The sequence below is a fragment of the Klebsiella sp. H-Nf2 genome (assembly GCF_002806645.1).
GTDB lineage: Bacteria > Pseudomonadota > Gammaproteobacteria > Enterobacterales > Enterobacteriaceae > Klebsiella > Klebsiella variicola.
The window spans coordinates 1,203,880-1,219,857 of sequence record NZ_PIBL01000001.1 but is presented as its reverse complement, the minus strand read 5'-3'; the positions used below and the strand labels follow the sequence as shown (position 1 = coordinate 1,219,857).

Genomic DNA, 15,978 nt, shown 5'->3' with positions numbered 1-15,978 from the left:
TTTTTTTGCCTGTTGCAGGCTGTCCGCTGTGGCGATGCGCAGGACAAAAAAAAGCCCATCGTGGGAGATGGGCAAAGACTACACACAGCAATTCGTTGTTTCACTCAGGGGATTTCCATGCTTATAAATCAAGGTGTTGATTTATAACCGTGAGCTAATAGTAGGCAGCGGGGCCTTTGCCGTCGATCAGATTCCTCTCAATAGTTAAATTGTTGTGAAGGACTGGGGGAGGAAAGCGAGGGGAATGGCGCTCAGGGCCAGCGCGTTGCCGGCGATCAATAAATTTTGCTTAACAATAGGCGGGCAAGGAAACAGGCGGGTCTCCCCGCCTGCCAGGGCATTACTTGCGCCCAGCCTCCAGCTCGCTAAGCTCTTCGAGGACGACATCGGGGTCTTTCGGCGGCGGCGGCACTTCGTGTACCCAGGCGTCATACAGACGCCAGGAGACGGCCAGCAGCACTGGACCGATAAACAGACCGATCATGCCGAAGGCGATCAGTCCGCCAATGACGCCGGTAAGAATGAGGATCATCGGCAGGTCGGCGCCCATGCGGATAAGCACCGGACGAATGACGTTGTCCATGGTGCCAACCACGCAGCTCCACACCAGCAGCACGGTGCCCCAGGTGGTGTCCCCGCTCCAGTAAAGCCAGATAATCGACGGCACCAGAACCAGCAAAGGGCCGAGCTGGACCAGACAGGTAAAGATCATCACCACGGTCAGCAGAGCGGCGTAGGGCACGCCAGAGATGGCAAGGCCGATCCCGCCCAGCACCGCCTGAGTAAGGGCCGTCACCACCACGCCCAGCGCCACGGCGCGCACGGCCTGGCCGGCCAGCAGCACCGCCGCATCGCCGCGTTTGGCTGCGAGGCGTGTAGCGAAGTAGCGGAAACCATAGGCCACCTGCTCGCCGCGCCAGTAGAGCAGCGCGCTGAACAACAGCATCAGACCGCAGTAGACCAGCAGCTTGCCGATGTGCGCCGCTTGCCCGACAAACCAGCTGGTGGTAGTGCCAATATAGGGGCGAACCTTGGCCATAATCGCCGAGCCGCCCATATCCAGCAGACCATGCCAGGCGGAGTACAGCTTATCGCCGACCAGCGGCACGCTGTTCAGCCAGGCGAAATCCGGCAGCGTCACATTTCCACTGCTGATAAGTTTGATCAGCGGGACGCTGTTATCCACCAGGCTGTTGACCAGCAGAGCGATAGGAATAACGAATAGCAAAAACAGCAGCAGGGTCATCGCCAGCACCGCCAGCATCCGTTTGCCGAACAGCACGCGCTGCAGACGCAGTAGCACCGGCCAGGTGGCGATCACCACCGTACCGGCCCAGGCGAAGGACAGAATAAACGGCTGCACAACCCACAGGCAGGATATGATAATCAGGGCCAGGAACAGCACCGACAGCAGTATTTGCGGAATGTCCCGAGGCTGATGGGGGTTTATCATAGAGAAATTTTACCTTTCCAGTCGCGCCAAAAAGCTGGCGCCGCGTAAATCCTTGTACTGATAATAATATCAATAATATTGCCGGGCTGATTTTGCACAGAAAACACGTGGGCGCATATGAAAAAAATGTGATAAAAAGTTGAATGCGCTACGCAAACGTTTAGTTAGCACCAACACAATATTTTCAAACACAACATAGTCAGGCAGGGTCAAGTGTGATGATCCCACAAATTTCTCAGGCACCAGGGGTAGTTCAGCTGGTGCTGAATTTTTTGCAGGTACTGGAGCAACAGGGTTTTACCGGCGATACCGCCACCAGCTATGCCGACAGGCTGACGATGGCCACCGACAACAGCGTCTATCAGCTGCTGCCGGATGCGGTGCTTTTTCCGCGTTCTACGGCGGACGTGGCCTTGCTGGCGCGCGTCGCCGCCGAACCGCGCTTTACATCGCTGGTCTTCACGCCGCGCGGCGGTGGCACCGGCACCAACGGCCAGGCGCTGAACGGCGGGATTATTGTCGATATGTCCCGCTATATGAATCGCATCATTGAGATTAACCCCGAAGAGGGCTGGGTGCGCGTTGAAGCCGGGGTCATCAAAGATCAGCTGAACCAGTTTCTTAAACCCTATGGTTACTTCTTTGCACCTGAGCTTTCCACCAGCAACCGCGCCACGCTGGGCGGGATGATAAACACCGACGCGTCCGGACAGGGATCGCTGGTGTACGGTAAAACGTCGGATCACGTGCTCGGTCTGCGAGCGGTGCTGATGGGCGGCGATATCCTCGATACCCAGGCGGTGCCGGTGGCGCTGGCGGAGACGCTGGGCAACACCCCATCGACGATTGGCCGGATCTATAACACGGTCTACCAGCGCTGCAAGACGCAGCGTGAACTGATCATTGATAAGTTTCCTAAACTTAACCGCTTCCTCACCGGGTACGATCTGCGTCATGTCTTTAACGATGAGATGAGCGAGTTCGATCTGACCCGTATTTTAACCGGTTCGGAAGGCACGCTGGCGTTTATTACCGAAGCGCGGCTGGATATCACCCGCCTGCCGAAGGTGCGCCGCCTGGTCAACGTCAAATATGACTCCTTTGACTCTGCGCTGCGTAACGCGCCCTTTATGGTGCAGGCGAAAGCGCTGTCGGTGGAGACTGTCGACTCCAAGGTTCTGAATCTGGCGCGCGAGGATATCGTCTGGCACTCGGTAAGCGAACTGATCACCGACGTGCCGGATAAAGAGATGCTCGGGCTCAATATCGTCGAGTTTGCCGGGGATGACGCTACGCTGATTGACCAGCAGGTCACCGCCCTGTGCCAGCGGCTGGATGAGCTGATGGCCGGCAGCGAGGCGGGCGTCATCGGCTGGCAGGTCTGTCACGATCTCGATGGCGTAGAGCGTATCTACGCCATGCGCAAGAAGGCCGTCGGCCTGTTGGGCAATGCCAAAGGCGCCGCCAAGCCTATTCCTTTCGCTGAAGACACTTGCGTACCGCCTGAGCATCTGGCGGATTACATCGTCGAGTTCCGCGCGCTGCTCGACAGCCACGGGCTGAGCTACGGCATGTTTGGCCACGTTGATGCCGGGGTGCTGCACGTGCGTCCGGCGCTGGACATGTGCGATCCGCAGCAGGAGGTGCTGATGAAGCAGATCTCTGACGACGTGGTGGCGCTGACGGCGAAGTATGGCGGCCTGCTGTGGGGCGAACACGGCAAAGGCTTCCGCGCGGAGTACAGTCCGGCCTTCTTTGGCGAGACGCTGTATGCCGAGCTGCGGAAGATCAAAGCGGTCTTCGATCCCGATAACCGCCTGAACCCAGGGAAAATCTGTCCTCCGGAAGGCGTCGATGCGCCGATGATGAAAGTCGATGCGGTGAAGCGCGGCACCTGGGATCGGCAGATCCCCATCGCGGTGCGCAGCAGCTGGCGCGGGGCGATGGAGTGTAATGGTAACGGGTTGTGCTTCAACTTTGACGTCAAGAGCCCGATGTGTCCGTCGATGAAAGTCAGCAACCAGCGCATCCACTCGCCGAAAGGGCGCGCGACGCTGGTGCGTGAATGGCTGCGCCTGCTGGCCGACCGCGGCGTCGATCCCAACCAGCTGGAGAAGGCGCTGCCGGAGCAGGGCGTCAGCCTGCGTTCGCTGGTGGCGCGCACGCGGAACAGCTGGCATGCGCGTAAAGGGGAATATGACTTCTCGCACGAGGTCAAAGAGGCGATGTCCGGCTGTCTGGCCTGTAAAGCCTGTTCGACCCAGTGCCCGATTAAAATCGATGTGCCTGAGTTCCGTTCGCGCTTCCTGCAGCTGTACCACAGCCGCTATCTGCGCCCGGTACGCGATCATCTGGTGGCGTCGGTCGAATCCTATGCGCCGCTGATGGCGCAGGCGCCGAAGACCTTTAACTTTTTTATTAACCAGCCGTGGCTGAAAAAGCTGTCGGAGAAGCACATTGGGATGGTCGATCTGCCGCTGCTCTCGGCGCCGTCGCTGAAGCAGCAGATGGCCGGCCACCGCTCCGCCAACATGACGCTTGAGCAGCTCGAAACGCTGAGCGACGAGCAGAAAGCGAAGATGGTGCTGGTGGTACAGGATCCCTTCACCAGCTACTACGACGCCCAGGTGGTGGCCGACTTTATTCGCCTCGTCGAAGCGTTAGGCTATCAGCCGGTGCTGCTGCCGTTCTCTCCAAACGGCAAGGCGCAGCATATTAAAGGATTCCTCACCCGCTTCGCGCGCACCGCGCAGAAGACGGCGGACTTCCTCAATCGCGTGGCGCAGCTTGGCATGCCGCTGGTCGGCGTCGATCCGGCGCTGGTGCTCTGCTACCGCGATGAATATAAGCAAACACTCGGCGATAAGCGCGGCGATTTCCAGGTGCTGTTAGTGCATGAGTGGTTGCCGAAGGCGCTGACGACCGCCGCCCGTCCCGATCAGGGAGGCGAGCCCTGGTACCTGTTCGGCCACTGTACGGAAGTGACCGCGCTGCCGGCGGCGACAAAGCAATGGGCAGATATTTTTGCCCACTTTGGCGCGAAGCTGGAAAACGTCAGCGTCGGGTGTTGCGGGATGGCAGGGACCTATGGTCATGAAGTGAAAAACCATGCCAACTCGCTGGCCATTTACGCGCTCTCCTGGCAGCAGGCGATGCAGCGGCTGCCGCGTAACCGCTGTCTGGTGACGGGCTACTCCTGCCGCAGTCAGGTGAAGCGCATTGAAGGCAGCGGCGTTCGCCACCCGCTGCAGGCGTTACTGGAGATAATAGGATGATTTGGAAACGTCAGGCTACGCTGGAGCAGCTTAACCGGCTCGGTGAGGGAAATATGGTAGGGCTGCTCGATATTCGCTTTGAGACCTTTACCGACGATACGCTGGAGGCCACGATGCCGGTGGATGGCCGTACGCAGCAGCCGTTTGGCCTGCTGCACGGTGGGGCGTCGGTGGTGCTGGCGGAGACCCTGGGGTCCGTAGCGGGTTATCTGTGCAGCGAAGGCGAACAGAAGGTGGTGGGCCTGGAGGTTAACGCCAACCACATTCGTTCGGCGCGCGGGGGCCGGGTGCGGGGTGTCTGTAAAGCGCTGCACGTCGGTACTCGCCATCAGGTCTGGCAAATCGAAATCTTCGACGAACAGTCGCGATTGTGCTGTTCATCGCGGCTAACCACCGCAGTAATATAAGCAGTGACCGGGAGGCGAATAGCCTCCCTTTTTTCAGGGTAATAAGCGGAAACGGGTTTGTCAGAACCAGAGATTTTGTCACAAAGACCACCCTGCAGCGGCAAGGAATTATCTAATAAATATATTATTGCCGATCCACTCTCGTTATATATGCTACTCTTTTCAATACTAAATGCTTAAAGGTAACAAGAGGACGGTTAACCATGGGTATTCTTTCCTGGATCATTTTTGGACTTATTGCCGGTATTTTAGCCAAGTGGATTATGCCGGGGAAAGACGGCGGCGGGTTTATTGTCACCGTTATTCTGGGGATCATCGGCGCCGTGGTCGGCGGCTGGATCAGTACCCTTTTTGGTTTTGGCAAGGTCGACGGGTTTAATTTCGGCAGCTTCGTGGTCGCGGTTATCGGTGCGCTGGTCGTGCTGTTTATCTACCGGAAAGTGCGCAGCTAATTCTCTGCCATTCTGTTTCATTCAAGTTAACAAAGCTGCCGCGATAAGCGGCAGCTTTTTTTATTGCAGGCCCCAGGTCAGGCGACCCGCGCAAGGGCTATTGCCCGTCGGTATCCCCGGTAACGGGCACCACCTCAACATGAACTTCGTAGTGCTTCGCCGGGCTGGCCGGGATCAGCGCGGTCAGTTTGTTAATGGTTTCTGCCGGCGTATCGGTCGCTACCGTGGCCGAAAAGAGCACCGGTCTGTGCGGCGGAAGCTGCGGCGGGAACGGCGGCAGGGGGCCACGGCCCATCTCCAGCGGGGGGCGGGCTCCGTTATCAACGGCGGGTGCCGGGCCGTCGGTTTTATCGGCCGCAAAGGCGCTGGCGGCGGCAACCGCGGCGATAGCGAACAGGGCAGTCAAAGCTTTTTTCATCTGGTATTCCTCGATTAGCAAGTACCAAAAGAGTAGAGGGCGGCGGCAGGCGGGACAATCCCATGCGACGCGAATCCTCTGAATCTCCTTTTTTCTTCGCGAATGTGAAGGTCAGATGAGAGCTTGTGTCATTGGGGAAGCATTTTAGTTCAGCAGTACGCTCATAATCAGCAGCACAGCCATGCACATCGACATAATACTGATATCAACAATCATTCTTTACGACAAAAGCTCCAGCAAACGGGTACGGCACGGCGGCGACGTCAAAGCACGTATTATAGTGGTTAAAGATTGTACCCTGGCATACATTCACTGGACAAATGATTATTCGCCAGACGTTGCCTGAGTTGCCCGCGCCTGAACATAGCACCATGACCACGACCGGTTCCACACCTTGCAACCAGCGCTCAGCGGAGCAACATGAGGATGGCTCATGTTGCAATGAATTTAAGTCGCTTTCCCTCCAGCGCCGACTCTGGCAAAAATAGACTCATTAACGAATCAACAACATTTACCGGTTGAAGCGCGCCAGGCCTGACCCCGCGTTGCTTGTGGAATGGCAATCTGCTCATTCAGCTTCATACCCAACACCAGAATGGACAATCGCCATGACTAACGAATTTACCTATACGATTAAGCGCAGTCGTTTTGATGAAAACTATAACCCCGCGGAAAATACGCGTATTACCACCAACTTTGCCAATTTAGCCAGAGGGGAGAACCGTCAGGAAAATCTGCACAATACGTTAATCATGATGAATAACCGGTTTAATACTCTGGCGCATTGGGATAATCCCCACAACGATCGCTATGCGGTGGAACTGGATATTATTTCTGTCGAGATGAATATTGCTCAGGATGGTGCCAGCTTCCCGGTGATAGAGATCCTGCAAACGCATATTGTCGATAAAAAGAGCGGTGAGCGTCATGCCGGTATCGCCGGTAATAACTTCTCTTCCTATGTGCGGGATTATGATTTTAGCGTGCTGCTGTTGGAGCATAATAAAAATCGGGGTAGCTTTAGCGTGCCCGATAACTTTGGCGAGCTGCATGGCAATATCTTTAAGGATTTCGTGCAATCCAGCGCCTATAAGGCCAGCTTCAGCAAGGCGCCGGTGATTTGCCTGAGCGTCTCCAGTAAAGATGTTTACCGGCGTACCGGCAATGAACATCCGGTCCTCGGCATTGAATATGCTCAGGATGGCGTGTCGCTGACGGAGCGTTATTTCAGCAAAATGGGCTTGCAGGTGCGTTATTTCATGCCGAAGCACAGCGTCGCGCCGTTAGCCTTTTATTTTACCGGCGATCTGCTCAGCGATTACACCAGCCTGGAGCTGATCGCGACCATCAGCACGATGGAGACGTTTCAGAAAATATACCGCCCGGAGATCTACAATGCCAATTCCGCGGCGGGGCAATACTATCAGCCCAATCTCAGTCACCTGGATCATTCATTAACAAAAATTGTTTATGACCGGGAAGAGCGCAGCCTGTTGGCGATAGAGCAGGGTAAGTTTACACAACAACATTTTATCAACCCGCACAAGACGTTGCTTGAGCAATGGTCTGCTAACTTCGCGCTTTGCTAAACCAAAATAAAAGGCTACTTATTATGAAAACATGGCTTCCGACATCGACCGCCGGCAGTTTACCGAAACCGTCCTGGCTGGCGCAGCCAGAGACCCTGTGGTCGCCCTGGAAACTGTCCAGCGAAGAATTACTGGCCGGCAAGCGCGACGCCCTGCGTTTGTCCCTCGACGACCAGCTGCGTGCCGGGATCGATATTGTCAGCGACGGCGAGCAAACGCGGCAGCACTTTGTCACCACCTTTATTGAGCACCTCAGCGGCGTTGATTTTGCCAAACGTGAGATCGTGAAAATTCGTAACCGCTATGAGGCCAGTGTTCCAACCGTGGTGGGCGCCGTGGAGCGCCAGAAACCGGTCTTCGTGGAGGACGCGCGCTATCTGCGTCAGCTCACCAGTCAGCCGATCAAATGGGCGCTGCCGGGCCCAATGACGATGATCGACACGCTGTATGACAACCACTATAAAAGCCGGGAAAAGCTGGCCTGGGAGTTTGCCAAAATCCTCAATCAGGAAGCGAGAGAGTTAGAGGCCGCCGGGGTCGATATTATTCAGTTCGATGAGCCGGCCTTCAACGTCTTCTTTGATGAAGTCAACGACTGGGGGATCGCCGCCTTAGAAAGAGCGACCGAAGGGCTGAAGTGTGAAACGGCGGTCCATATCTGCTACGGCTATGGCATCAAGGCCAATACCGACTGGAAAAAAACGCTGGGCTCCGAGTGGCGCCAGTATGAAGAGGCCTTCCCGCAGCTGCAGAAATCCTCCCTCGATATTATCTCTCTCGAGTGCCACAACTCGCGGGTGCCGATGGATCTGCTGGAACTGATCCGCGGTAAAAAGGTGATGGTCGGGGCGATCGATGTCGCCAGTCATGCTATCGAAACGCCAGAAGAGGTGGCTGGAACCCTGCGCAAGGCCCTGGCGTTCGTCGATGCCGACAAACTCTACCCGTCCACCAACTGCGGTATGGCGCCGCTGCCGCGCCATGTTGCGACCGGCAAACTGCATGCCCTGAGCGCCGGCGCCGAGATCGTTCGCCGCGAGCTGGCGGCAAAGTAAGGCGGGGCGCGTTCCCGTTATCTTCCCCTGGCGGTGTCACTCATCGCCGGTTCACCTCCTGAGCGGGCTGTTGCCCGCTCAGCGTCATGTTGCCGCCAGCGGGCGGCAGATCGCCCGCAGGGCGACGGCACTGCACAGTGGAAACAGCGCCAGCAGGAGCCAGGGATAAACCGCCTGCGACGAGGGGGTGAGCGCCTGGTCAAGCAAATGACCGAGCAGCAAATTCCCGGCTAACACCGCGCAACCCCCCGCGGTGGCGAGTGCCCCGTAGTGGGCGCCCAGCGTCGACTCCTCGGCGAACAGCGGGATGAGATCCTTGGCTGAGGGCACCAGTAGCATCTGGCCGAGGGTGAGCAGCGTGACAAAGCAGGCCGACGGCAATAATCGCAGCCAGCCTTCGGCGGGCGGGGTGGCGGCGAATAACGCCACGCTGGCAAAAGATGCCGACAGCAGCAGAAAGCCCACTGGCAGGATGCGCACGGCGCCAATTCGTCGGGCGAAGTGGGCGAGAGGGAGCTGCAGGGTGATAATCAACAGCGAGGCCAGCATAAAGAGCGGCGCCAGATCCTGCTCACGACCGCCGGAACGTTGGATCTCCACCGGCAGGGCGAGATACAGCTGGTTGTAGCTCAACAGCCATGAGCTGTAGGCGAGAATAAACGCGACAAAGCGCGGCTGGCGCAAAGGCGTCCACCATGGGACTCGTCTGCGCGTTGTTGTCGTGTGCCCGTCGGCGGGCAGACAGAAAAAGAGCACCAGCAGCGCCAGGAGAAATATTCCCGCGCCGGCGAGGGCGATATGCCGAAAACCGATCCCGCTCATCAGCCCACCCGCTACGGGTCCGATAACCGCCCCCAGCTCACCGCACACCGCAAACAGCGCAAACCACTCGGCGCGGCTGCGTTTCCCGTTGGCCTGGCTGTGGGTACCGGTCCGCGCCAGCAGGGCCTCGATCGACGGGGAAAACAGAGCGCCGCCGACGCCGGTCAGGCAGGCACCGAGGATAATGGGCCACAGCGACGTAGCGCACGCCAGCAGCAGATAACCGGCGACGCGAACGACGCAGCCGGCGAGGATGATGGCCTTAGCGCCATAGCGGTCGGCCAACGTCCCGCCGATGATAAACATGCCCTGCTGAGAGAAGGTGCGTAGCCCGAGGATCAGGCCGATAAGACCCCCCGAGAGCAGCATGTCGTCGCGCAGGAAGAGGGCGAGGAAAGGAACGACCGCGTAAAAGCCAATATTAAAAACGAACTGGCTTCCCAGTAACACGGGAGGCCAGAGGGTTGCCGCAGGGCGCAGGGAGAAGAGAGGCATATCCGCCCAACCTAAACGATGAAATGAATGTGTTTTTTACCGTGGTAAGGGGAGATCTCGATTTTGGTTTTCACCCGGAAAACGTCCCACAGCAGCGCTTCGGACAAAATCTCCTCCGGCGTCCCGCTGGCGAGGATCTGCCCCTGCTGCATCACGATCAGCGAATCGCAGAACATCGCGGCATGGTTAAGATCGTGAATGGCCACAATGCTGGTCACCGGCAGCTCGCTGATCAACTGCATTAACTGCATCTGATGGTGTATATCCAGATGGTTGGTGGGCTCATCCAGCAGAATTTCGCTCGGGCTCTGCGCCAGCGCGCGGGCGATATGCACCCGCTGCCGCTCGCCGCCGGAGAGGCTTAACCATCCCTGCTCGCTTTTCTCCAGCATCGCTACCCGCTGCAGCGCGGCGGTGATCGCCTCGTCATCCTGAGCGCTCCAGTTTGAGAACGGAGAGTGGTGGGGAATGCGCCCCAGGCGTACGACGTCGCGCACCCGCATATTGGCCTCGGTCATGCCGTGTTGCTCGACGAAAGCCACGCGGCGGGCGAGCTGCTTTTTCGCCATCCGGGTGATGTCCTGGCCGTCGAGGGTGACGCGACCCGCATCCGGGCGGCGCAGGCCCGCCAGAACGCGCAGCAGCGAGGATTTGCCGCAGCCGTTGGGCCCCAGCAGTCCGACCGTTTCGCCGCGCGACACCCGCAGCGAGACATTATTGACGATGACCTTTTTGCCTGCCTTCCAGGTGATATTTTCAGCGCAAATGCTCATCACTTATTCCTTGAGCGGTAGATAATCACGGCAAAGAAAGGCACCCCAACCAGGGCGGTTACCACCCCAACGGGCAGACTCTGCGGGGCAATCAGCAGGCGCGACGCAATGTCCGCCAGCACCATCAGGATCGCCCCTGCCAGCGCGCTGGCAATCAGCAACGTCCGGTGTAGCGGGCCAAAGAAGAAGCGCATCACGTGCGGCACCACCAGGCCGACAAAGCCGATCGAGCCGGCCATACTGACGATGGTGGCGGTGATCAGCGCCGCAGTGGTGAAGAGGATCAGGCGTACCTGTGGCACGGCAATCCCCAGCGAGGCGGCGGCATCATCGCCGAAGGTGAACGCATCCAGCGCCCGCGCATACCACAGGCAGATCGCCAGGCCCGCGAGCACCACCACGATGACCAGCTGGAATTCGGGCCAGCGGACGCCGCTGAAGCTGCCCAGCAGCCAGAACATCACATCGCGCGCCTGCTGCGCGCTGGCGGAGGTGCTGATGGTGTAAGCCGTGATGGCGTTAAATAACTGTGACGCGGCAACGCCCGCCAGAATCGTACGCTCATTGCCGCCGCGCGCTCCGTTAGTTAGCAAGGCGACAAAGGCGAAGGCAGCGAAGGCCCCGGCAAAGGCGCCTGCCGAGAGGGAAATCGCGCCAGCGCCAAGGCCCAACACCACGATCGACACCGCGCCGGTGGAGGCCCCGGCGGAGACGCCGAGGACGTAGGGTTCCGCGAGGGCATTTTTCAGCAGGCTTTGCAGCACGACGCCGCAGATAGCGAGGCCTGCGCCGCAGCAGGCGGCGACCAGCGCGCGGCTGAGGCGGAAATCCCAGATCACGCTCTCATAGATACGGTTGAGAGGCTCAGCGGTTAAGCCGGTTCTGTTGCTGATAGCGTAAAAGACATTCTGCAGCGGGATGGCCAGCTCGCCGACGCTGACGCCCACCGCTATCACCAGCGCCAGCACGATCACGGCCAGTAAACACCAGCCGGTGAGCAGCATGCTGCGGCGCGTCTGAAGCACGGCGACGCTCATCAGTTCAGCCCCATTTTTCTCAGCTGCTCGCCCACCTGTTCCGCGCCATAAAGCGTGCGGATGGTCGGGTTCATCGCCTGACCGTCCATGACCACGATATGGCCTTTTTTCACGGCCTCCAGCTGGCTGACGGCGGGATCGCTTTTGAGGAATTTGATCTTCTCCTCGGCCTTATCCAGCGCCCAGCGGTTACGATCCAGGCTGGAGACCACGATCACATCCGGGTTGGCGGCAATAATGCTCTCCCAGCTCACCGTGGGCCACTCGGTTTCGGAGGTAATCGCATTATGTCCGCCCAGCACGCTGGCGATAAATCCGGAGGCGCTGTTTTTGCCGCCAACATAGGCATCGGCCGAAGGTGAGGCGCTGGAGAACCAGAAGACGAAGGAGAGATCCTTTTTGCTTTTACCAAACTCCTGGCGCAGGTCGGCTTCACGTTTTTTGAAATCGGCAATCAGCGCCTGACCACGATCTTCGACGTTGAAAATGCGGGCAAAATCGCTAATTTCCTGATACAGCCAGGTCATATCCCACAGCTTTTGCCGGCTGCCATACATATCGCCGGTGGCCTTTTTGGTGGCGCACATCCCCGGTGAGACGTAGCTGTTTACGCCGACGGTAGCGAGATCTTCACGCTTAGCGACTTTGCTTTCCGGCCCCAGTAGCAGAGGTAACTGGGCGGGAACGAAATCGGGATTTTGCGCCAGCACGGATTCCAGGCTCGGAATTTCCACCGTCAGGGTTTTAATCTTCGCGTTTTGCTCAGCCAGCTGCGGTAAAACGCTGGTCGGCCAGAAGGCGCTGGCGACCACCTGCTTTTGCAGCCCGAGCAGCAGCAGAATTTCGACCGTATTTTGCCCCAGCGCGACCACGCGCTCCGGCGGCCGGGTGAAGGTCTCCTGATAGCCGCAGTTTTCAATCGTCAGGGGGTAGGTTGTTGCCAGCGCGGAACTGACGGCGGTGAACATCAAGCCTAACGCGCAGAGGACCTTCTTCATTAAACGCTATCCTTGTAAACAGGCGAGTGGATGACCAGCAAATGGGAGTAATGCAAATGAAACTCATTATTGGGGCGGGGTTTTATACAATGCAATATATTCAGTGTCAATGTGGGACTATTTCGGCACGGAATGAAACCAGAACATTGCCTGTGCGGACCGCGGGATCCTGTCGGGGAGGTGCCGATGCTTATCTATAACGTGTTTGGCCGATATCTCGGGGTGAAGCGTGAGGGGGCGCGCTGGCTGGTATTCCGTGTCGATCTGACGGAGCGCAAATTTTCCCGGCTGTATGACATCATCATCCCCGATGAAATGCCCGAGGAGGCGATCCCGGGCTGGCTGGACGATCTTTTTCATGAGGCGGCGACCGCACGCTATCCCGGCGTGCAGCGCGTGGAATAAACGGCGCGATGGATTAGCTCGCCAGTGGGCCGCGAATGTATGCCTGCAACCCCTGGGCGAGAAAATCAAATACCCGCTTACAGGCAGGGCTGTGGCGCAGGTCCTCATGCATTACCAGCCAGGTATCGAGATTCAGGGAAAAGTCGGCCGCCAGTACTCGCTGCAGGGGAATGATGCCATTAGCAAGAGGCACCTGGCAGATGCCGATCCCCGCTCCGGCGCGGATCAGGCTCAACTGGGCGAGGTCGCTATCGGTCCGCATCGCGAAGGCTTCGCGCTGAAAACGGGGGTAAGCCTGCAGGGCCCGGCGAACGAGTGGGGTGGCGCTATCGAAACCAATCAGCGCGTGGCCGGCCAGATCGTCGAGGGTAGCGGGCCGCCCCTGGCGTGTCAGGTAGGCGGCGGTGGCATGTAACCCAAGCTCGATCCTGCCGAGACGGCGGGCGATTAGTTGCTCCTGCTGCGGGGCGACCATCCGCACCGCGATATCCGCCTCCCGGTGAAGCAGATCCTGAAACCGATTGGAGAGCATCAGTTCGATGACGATATTCGGGCACGCTTGTCTGAGCCGGGCAACCAGCGGCGGCAGCACCTCGGCGCCGACCACCTCGCTGGCGGCCACCCGCACCACGCCACGCAGATCGGTTTTGTCGCGACTGAAGTTGGCCGCCGTGCGTTCCAGCGCCCGGGCGGTATTGTCCATCGCCTCGGCGTGCACCCGCAGCGCCAGCGCCGCGTCGGTCGCCAGCAGGCCGGTCTGCGAGCGGGTAAATAAGGCCTGGCCGAGCGCGGCCTCCAGCCCGGCAATATGGCGCCCCGCCGTCGGCTGGGTGATGTTCAGGCTGCGCGATGCGCCCGATAAGGAGCCTTCCTGCAGGACGGCGAGAAAGGTTCGGTACCACTCCCAGGGAATAGAGGTATTCATACAAAAATGTATAGCTGCTCGATGATGGTATGCAATTTCATTTGATATGAGCGGCAGGTAGGCTGTCAAGCATCCATTAGCGAACGGGGAAAGACAATGAACAGCAGCGGCAAGGTACTTATTCTGGGAGCAAGCGGGGGCATTGGCGGGGAAGTGGCGCGCCGGCTGGTGGCGGACAACTGGCAGGTTCGGGCGTTGAAGCGCGACGCTCAGATTCGCGGTCCCGCAGATGGCATGCAGTGGATAGCCGGCGACGCGCTGGATGCCGGACAGGTCGCGGCGGCAGCTGTCGGTTGCGACGTTATCGTCCATGCGGTTAATCCTCCGGGCTACCGGCACTGGCGGCAACAGGTACTGCCCATGCTGCACAACACCCTGCAGGCCGCCGAACAGCAGCAAGCGTTAGTTGTTCTGCCCGGCACGGTCTACAACTATGGACCGGATGCGTTTCCGCTGATTGATGAAGCGTCCCCTCAGCAACCGGTGACCCGTAAAGGCGCTATTCGGGTGGAGATGGAGCAGGCGCTGGAGGATTACGTGCAGCGTGGTGGCCGGGCATTGATTGTTCGGGCGGGCGATTTTTTTGGTCCGCGCGCTGGAAATAACTGGTTCTCTCAGGGGCTGGTCAAGCCTGGTCAGCTTCCCCGCGTCATTAGCCGCCCGGGGGCGATCGGCGTCGGGCATCAGTGGGCTTATCTGCCCGACGTCGCCGACACCATCGCCGCGCTGCTGGCCCGCAGGCATGAGCTTGAGCCGTTTGCTCGCTTTCATATGCAGGGCCACTGGGACCCGGACGGCAGCGAAATGAGTCAGGCGATCCAGCGGGTGGTCGCCCGCTATGGCGGCCGAGCGGCAGTGAAGTCTTTTCCCTGGTGGCTGGTAAAGCTGGCCGCGCCCTTTAACGCCACCCTGCGGGAAATGGTCGAGATGCACTATCTCTGGCGTCTGCCGGTACGCCTGCGCAACGATAAACTGGTTGATTTTTTAGGCGCGGAGCCGCATACCCCACTCGATAGCGCGGTGCTTCAGACGCTGCAAGGCCTGGGTTGTCTGCCCACCGGCGCGATAAACACCGAGGTGCGCGAGGCGTGACGCGGCGAGAGGATCACAGAACGGGCGTTATTGTGACTAAATCATAATAACGTCACTCGTTGTCAAACGACAACGATCGCATTAAGCTAAACGGATGACGAAAAATACCCCCACCCCTGCAAGCCGTGGTCCCCATGACCACAGCGTTCGGGACCAGATTCTTGACGCGGCCATGGCGCACTTTAGTCGCTATGGCTATGAGAAAACGACGGTCACCGATCTCGCCAAAGCGATAGGCTTTTCTAAAGCCTATATCTACAAGTTTTTCGACTCCAAGCAGGCGATTGGCGAGGCGATTTGCGCCAGCCGGCTGGAGAAGATCATGGTAGCCGTCAGCGCGGCTATCGCCGATGCGCCGTCCGCCAGCGAGAAACTGCGCCGCCTGTTCCGGGCACTGACCGAGGCCGGCAGTGAACTGTTTTTCGAGGATCGCAAACTGTACGACATCGCCGCCGTCGCGGCGCGCGATAAATGGCCCTCAACGGAACAGTATGCCGGTCATCTGCAGCAACTGATTGGTCAAATCCTTGTCGAAGGCCGCCAGGCGGGTGAGTTCGAGCGCAAAACCCCGCTGGATGAGGCAACCCTGGCGGTCTATATGGTGATGTGTCCTTTCATCAACCCGGTGCAACTGCAATACAATCTCGACACTGCGCCCACCGCGGCGGTGCTGCTTGCCTCCCTGATCCTGAGAAGCCTCTCCCCCTGATTAGTGACTATTGACTTTATTGGTCACTCGTCTGAGAATGCGGTCACTGTCCGGTCTTTTCATTAAGGTTACC

Annotated in this window: 15 protein-coding genes and 1 other RNA gene; 8 read left to right on the top strand and 8 right to left on the bottom strand. The window is 58.7% G+C overall.

The genetic code is table 11. From position 1 onward, the window contains the following. Nucleotides 1-43: 43 nt before the first annotated feature. An RNA gene (rprA, locus tag CWM58_RS06060) (antisense sRNA RprA) lies at nt 44-151 on the bottom strand. Between the two features lie 189 nt (nt 152-340). Beyond that, nucleotides 341-1,453 carry an AI-2E family transporter YdiK gene (ydiK, locus tag CWM58_RS06055; protein WP_004203114.1) on the bottom strand — a complete coding sequence of 371 codons (1,113 nt, stop codon included), beginning with the start codon at nt 1,451-1,453 and terminating at the stop codon, nt 341-343. Nucleotides 1,454-1,671: 218 nt separating this feature from the next. On the opposite strand from ydiK, the gene CWM58_RS06050 reads away from it, so the two are divergent. The 3 genes from CWM58_RS06050 to CWM58_RS06040 all read left to right on the top strand — a co-directional run bounded on the left by CWM58_RS06050 (nt 1,672) and on the right by CWM58_RS06040 (nt 5,587). Then, nucleotides 1,672-4,728 (top strand): FAD-binding and (Fe-S)-binding domain-containing protein, encoded by a 3,057-nt coding sequence (locus tag CWM58_RS06050; protein ID WP_100680524.1) that lies wholly within the window; start codon nt 1,672-1,674, stop codon nt 4,726-4,728. Further along, nucleotides 4,725-5,135, top strand: coding sequence for a 1,4-dihydroxy-2-naphthoyl-CoA hydrolase (menI, locus tag CWM58_RS06045; protein ID WP_023290099.1), 411 nt, complete (start codon nt 4,725-4,727; stop codon nt 5,133-5,135). The genes CWM58_RS06050 and menI overlap by 4 nt, the downstream gene beginning before the upstream one ends. A gap of 203 nt (nt 5,136-5,338) precedes the next feature. Continuing rightward, the gene (locus tag CWM58_RS06040; protein ID WP_002909014.1) at nt 5,339-5,587 is read left to right on the top strand and encodes a GlsB/YeaQ/YmgE family stress response membrane protein; all 249 of its coding nucleotides are present in this window, start codon (nt 5,339-5,341) and stop codon (nt 5,585-5,587) included. Nucleotides 5,588-5,684: 97 nt separating this feature from the next. Here the strand turns inward: CWM58_RS06040 and CWM58_RS06035 are convergent, their stop codons facing one another. Then, entirely contained in the window at nt 5,685-6,005 is a 321-nt protein-coding gene (locus CWM58_RS06035; protein WP_100680523.1) for a hypothetical protein, read from the bottom strand. Between the two features lie 608 nt (nt 6,006-6,613). On the opposite strand from CWM58_RS06035, the gene CWM58_RS06025 reads away from it, so the two are divergent. Together CWM58_RS06025 and CWM58_RS06020 are read left to right on the top strand one after the other, a co-directional pair. Further along, complete coding sequence (locus tag CWM58_RS06025) at nt 6,614-7,594, top strand: DUF1852 domain-containing protein (RefSeq protein ID WP_100680522.1); 981 nt, start codon at nt 6,614-6,616, stop codon at nt 7,592-7,594. 23 nt (nt 7,595-7,617) lie between these two features. Beyond that, a complete protein-coding gene (locus CWM58_RS06020) occupies nt 7,618-8,649 on the top strand; it encodes a methionine synthase (protein ID WP_061154236.1) in 1,032 nt (343 codons plus the stop codon). 84 nt (nt 8,650-8,733) lie between these two features. Here CWM58_RS06020 and CWM58_RS06015 read toward each other — a convergent pair whose 3' ends face one another. From CWM58_RS06015 to CWM58_RS06000, 4 genes are read right to left on the bottom strand one after another with little or no spacing between them, the layout of a single operon-like run. Further along, nucleotides 8,734-9,921 carry an MDR family MFS transporter gene (locus CWM58_RS06015; protein WP_165785723.1) on the bottom strand — a complete coding sequence of 396 codons (1,188 nt, stop codon included), beginning with the start codon at nt 9,919-9,921 and terminating at the stop codon, nt 8,734-8,736. Nucleotides 9,922-9,977: 56 nt separating this feature from the next. Next, nucleotides 9,978-10,739: an ABC transporter ATP-binding protein gene (locus CWM58_RS06010; RefSeq protein ID WP_008804455.1), complete on the bottom strand. Its 762-nt coding sequence runs from the start codon at nt 10,737-10,739 to the stop codon at nt 9,978-9,980. After that, complete coding sequence (locus CWM58_RS06005) at nt 10,739-11,776, bottom strand: FecCD family ABC transporter permease (RefSeq protein WP_061154238.1); 1,038 nt, start codon at nt 11,774-11,776, stop codon at nt 10,739-10,741. The genes CWM58_RS06010 and CWM58_RS06005 overlap by 1 nt, the downstream gene beginning before the upstream one ends. Continuing rightward, nucleotides 11,776-12,774, bottom strand: a complete 999-nt coding sequence (locus CWM58_RS06000) for an ABC transporter substrate-binding protein (RefSeq protein WP_012967850.1) — start codon at nt 12,772-12,774, stop codon at nt 11,776-11,778. Before CWM58_RS06000 ends, CWM58_RS06005 begins: the two co-directional genes overlap by 1 nt. A 186-nt stretch (nt 12,775-12,960) precedes the next feature. Here CWM58_RS06000 and CWM58_RS05995 point away from each other — a divergent pair, with 186 nt between their 5' ends. After that, complete coding sequence (locus CWM58_RS05995) at nt 12,961-13,179, top strand: hypothetical protein (protein ID WP_074385558.1); 219 nt, start codon at nt 12,961-12,963, stop codon at nt 13,177-13,179. A gap of 13 nt (nt 13,180-13,192) precedes the next feature. Here the strand turns inward: CWM58_RS05995 and CWM58_RS05990 are convergent, their stop codons facing one another. Continuing rightward, nucleotides 13,193-14,104, bottom strand: coding sequence for a LysR family transcriptional regulator (locus tag CWM58_RS05990; RefSeq protein WP_100680520.1), 912 nt, complete (start codon nt 14,102-14,104; stop codon nt 13,193-13,195). 96 nt (nt 14,105-14,200) lie between these two features. Here CWM58_RS05990 and CWM58_RS05985 point away from each other — a divergent pair, with 96 nt between their 5' ends. Both CWM58_RS05985 and CWM58_RS05980 read left to right on the top strand, forming a co-directional pair. Then, the gene (locus CWM58_RS05985) at nt 14,201-15,196 is read left to right on the top strand and encodes an NAD-dependent epimerase/dehydratase family protein (protein WP_100680519.1); all 996 of its coding nucleotides are present in this window, start codon (nt 14,201-14,203) and stop codon (nt 15,194-15,196) included. A 94-nt stretch (nt 15,197-15,290) separates the two neighbouring features. Further along, on the top strand, nt 15,291-15,905 hold the full coding sequence (locus CWM58_RS05980; RefSeq protein WP_004143215.1) for a TetR/AcrR family transcriptional regulator: 615 nt from the start codon (nt 15,291-15,293) through the stop codon (nt 15,903-15,905). Nucleotides 15,906-15,978: the final 73 nt, after the last annotated feature.

Bases quoted from the DNA above. Each gene is read 5' to 3' on its own strand.
- CWM58_RS06035 (WP_100680523.1), bottom strand. From the start codon at position 6,005: ATGAAAAAAGCTTTGACTGCCCTGTTCGCTATCGCCGCGGTTGCCGCC.
- CWM58_RS05980 (WP_004143215.1), top strand. From the start codon at position 15,291: ATGACGAAAAATACCCCCACCCCTGCAAGCCGTGGTCCCCATGACCAC.
- CWM58_RS05985 (WP_100680519.1), top strand. From the start codon at position 14,201: ATGAACAGCAGCGGCAAGGTACTTATTCTGGGAGCAAGCGGGGGCATT.
- ydiK (WP_004203114.1), bottom strand. From the start codon at position 1,453: ATGATAAACCCCCATCAGCCTCGGGACATTCCGCAAATACTGCTGTCG.
- CWM58_RS06025 (WP_100680522.1), top strand. From the start codon at position 6,614: ATGACTAACGAATTTACCTATACGATTAAGCGCAGTCGTTTTGATGAA.
- CWM58_RS05990 (WP_100680520.1), bottom strand. From the start codon at position 14,104: ATGAATACCTCTATTCCCTGGGAGTGGTACCGAACCTTTCTCGCCGTC.
- CWM58_RS06020 (WP_061154236.1), top strand. From the start codon at position 7,618: ATGAAAACATGGCTTCCGACATCGACCGCCGGCAGTTTACCGAAACCG.
- CWM58_RS06010 (WP_008804455.1), bottom strand. From the start codon at position 10,739: ATGAGCATTTGCGCTGAAAATATCACCTGGAAGGCAGGCAAAAAGGTC.
- CWM58_RS05995 (WP_074385558.1), top strand. From the start codon at position 12,961: ATGCTTATCTATAACGTGTTTGGCCGATATCTCGGGGTGAAGCGTGAG.
- CWM58_RS06040 (WP_002909014.1), top strand. From the start codon at position 5,339: ATGGGTATTCTTTCCTGGATCATTTTTGGACTTATTGCCGGTATTTTA.
- CWM58_RS06050 (WP_100680524.1), top strand. From the start codon at position 1,672: ATGATCCCACAAATTTCTCAGGCACCAGGGGTAGTTCAGCTGGTGCTG.
- menI (WP_023290099.1), top strand. From the start codon at position 4,725: ATGATTTGGAAACGTCAGGCTACGCTGGAGCAGCTTAACCGGCTCGGT.
- CWM58_RS06000 (WP_012967850.1), bottom strand. From the start codon at position 12,774: ATGAAGAAGGTCCTCTGCGCGTTAGGCTTGATGTTCACCGCCGTCAGT.
- CWM58_RS06005 (WP_061154238.1), bottom strand. From the start codon at position 11,776: ATGAGCGTCGCCGTGCTTCAGACGCGCCGCAGCATGCTGCTCACCGGC.